Annotated in this window: 5 protein-coding genes; all 5 read left to right on the top strand. The window is 69.2% G+C overall.

Going from position 1 to position 2187, the window contains the following annotated elements; translation table 11 throughout:
* Positions 1–5 precede the first annotated feature (5 nt).
* Positions 6–173, top strand: coding sequence for a sigma factor-like helix-turn-helix DNA-binding protein (locus tag Q0112_RS00595; protein ID WP_297970158.1), 168 nt, complete (start codon positions 6–8; stop codon positions 171–173).
* A gap of 84 nt (positions 174–257) precedes the next feature.
* Entirely contained in the window at positions 258–452 is a 195-nt protein-coding gene (locus tag Q0112_RS00590) for a hypothetical protein (RefSeq protein ID WP_018303655.1), read from the top strand.
* Between the two features lie 38 nt (positions 453–490).
* Positions 491–787, top strand: coding sequence for a hypothetical protein (locus tag Q0112_RS00585; protein ID WP_297970147.1), 297 nt, complete (start codon positions 491–493; stop codon positions 785–787).
* The gene (locus Q0112_RS00580; RefSeq protein ID WP_297970146.1) at positions 787–1662 is read left to right on the top strand and encodes an ATP-binding protein; all 876 of its coding nucleotides are present in this window, start codon (positions 787–789) and stop codon (positions 1660–1662) included. The genes Q0112_RS00585 and Q0112_RS00580 overlap by 1 nt, the downstream gene beginning before the upstream one ends.
* A gap of 101 nt (positions 1663–1763) precedes the next feature.
* On the top strand, positions 1764–2187 hold a 424-nt coding region (locus Q0112_RS00575), incomplete at its 3' end, for a hypothetical protein (protein WP_297970144.1).

Raw genomic sequence — 2187 nt, 5'->3', positions numbered from 1 at the left:
GCGCCGTGTGGAAGTTGCACGGCGATGACGCTCTCCTCGTGATCCGCGTGGCGATCGAGGGCTTCTCCCAGGCCGAGGTCGCCGTCGAACTGGGCCTGACCGAGGCCGCCGCCCGCAAGCGGTACCAGCGCGCGATGCGCCGGCTGCACGACGCCCTCCAGGAAATCCCCTGAACCGATGCCCCGATCCGGTCCCGCCGGTGGCTTTTTCCATTCGAGCGCCCCGAGCGCCTTCCCTCCAACCGAAAGCAGACACGCATGAACCGCACTGCCGATCTGTCGCTCGAGGATTTCAGGCGTCTTCCGGGGCTCTATCGCCGCTGGGAGCTGACCGAGGTCTGCGAGCCCAACCGCAACTATCAGATCGAGGACGCCGGCGCCCATGCCGACGGGACGCCGCTCTTGGCGATCTACGTCGCCGAGCCCGCGCCCGACGTCCGCGAGGCCGCGTGATGCGCCTCCTCGATCACCTCATCTCACGGAGAACCGCCATGCCGGACCAGCCGGACGCCATCACGCGCCTTCGCAAGGCGAGCTACGCCCTTGAAGACCTCCCCGAAACCATCGCCTTCCCGCAGCGCCCCGGCGACGAGCAGCGCGAGCCGTTGCCGGTCGTCGAGGCGACCGTCGACGAGATCGCCTTCGCGATCGTGGAAGCGGAGCGTGAGAGCACGGCCGCCTACCGCCGCGCCGACGCGCTGAAGCGGCTCTACAAGCTCGCCCGCGAGGCCGGGTGCATCGGCGCAGATCGCGCCGCCACGGCGGTGATGAAGAAGGAGGGCCAGTGATGGCCCTTCCCATCATCGGCGCCGACGAACGGCTCGCGCAACGCAAGGGCATCAAGGGCGTCATCTTCGGCCGGTCCGGCATCGGCAAGACCAGCCTGCTCTGGACGCTGAACGCCTCCACCACGCTCTTCCTCGATCTCGAGGCCGGGGATCTGGCGGTCGAGGGGCTGGAGATCGACACGCTCCGGCCCCGCACCTGGAAGGAATGCCGCGACTTCGCGGTGTTCATCGGCGGGCCGAACCCGGCGCTGCGCGAGGACCAGCCTTACAGCCAGGCGCATTTCGACGAGGTCTGCGGGCGCTATGGCGATCCGGCGGTGATCGAGAAGTACGAGACCGTCTTCATCGACTCGATCACCGTTGCCGGGCGGCTCTGCTTCCAGTGGTGCCGTGGGCAGCCCGAGGCCTTCTCGGAGAAGACCGGCAAGCCCGACATCCGCGGCGCCTACGGTCTGCACGGCCGCGAGATGATCGGCTGGCTGACCCACCTGCAGCACACGCGCGGCAAGCATGTCTGGTTCGTCGGCATCCTCGACGAGCGGCTCGACGATTTCAATCGCAAGGTCTTCCAGCCGCAGATCGACGGCTCGAAGACCGGGCTCGAGCTGCCGGGGATCGTCGATCAGGTCATCACCATGGCCGACATCCCGGACCCGGGCGGCCAGCCGCAGCGCGCCTTCGTCTGCCAGACGCTGAATACTTGGGGCTATCCGGCCAAGGACCGCTCCGGCCGCCTCGACAGGGTCGAGGCCCCGCATCTCGGCCGGCTGATGGAGAAGATCCAGCGCCCCGCGGCGCCTGCCTCCGAACGCCTGACCTGGCCGCCGGTGACTCCGGCCGATCCCGCGCCCGCGCCGGAGCCCGGCCATGGCTGAGCGCCTCTCGCCATGCCCGGTGTCCCGATCCGGTCGCCGGGGTGGCTTTTCCCATCTGACGCCGCTGCGCGTCCCATCCTCCAACTGAAAGGAGCCGCGCAATGTCCGGACCCTGGAACGACTTCAACTCCGCCCAATCCAACACCAACGTCATCCCCAAGGGCACGCTCGCCAAGGTGCGCCTGACGCTCCGCCCCGGCGGCTTCGACGACCCCTCGCAGGGCTGGACCGGCGGCTGGGCGCGCCGCGCCGCCACCGGCGCCGTCTATCTCGACGCCGAATACACGGTGCTCGAGGGGCCCTATGCCCGGCGCAAGGTCTGGTCGCTGATCGGCCTCTACAGCCCGAAGGGCCCGGACTGGGCCAACATGGGGCGCGGCCTGATCCGCGGCATCCTCAACTCGGCGCGCGGCGTGTCGGACAAGGACAACTCGCCCGAGGCGCAGGTGCGCCGCCGCATCAACGGGTTCGGCGATCTCGACGGCGTCGAGTTCATCGCACGCAGCGACATCGGCACCGACACCA

It is taken from the genome of uncultured Amaricoccus sp. (genome assembly GCF_937858865.1).
In the GTDB taxonomy this organism is placed as follows: domain Bacteria; phylum Pseudomonadota; class Alphaproteobacteria; order Rhodobacterales; family Rhodobacteraceae; genus Amaricoccus.
This window is presented reverse-complemented; position numbering and strand designations above follow the sequence as displayed.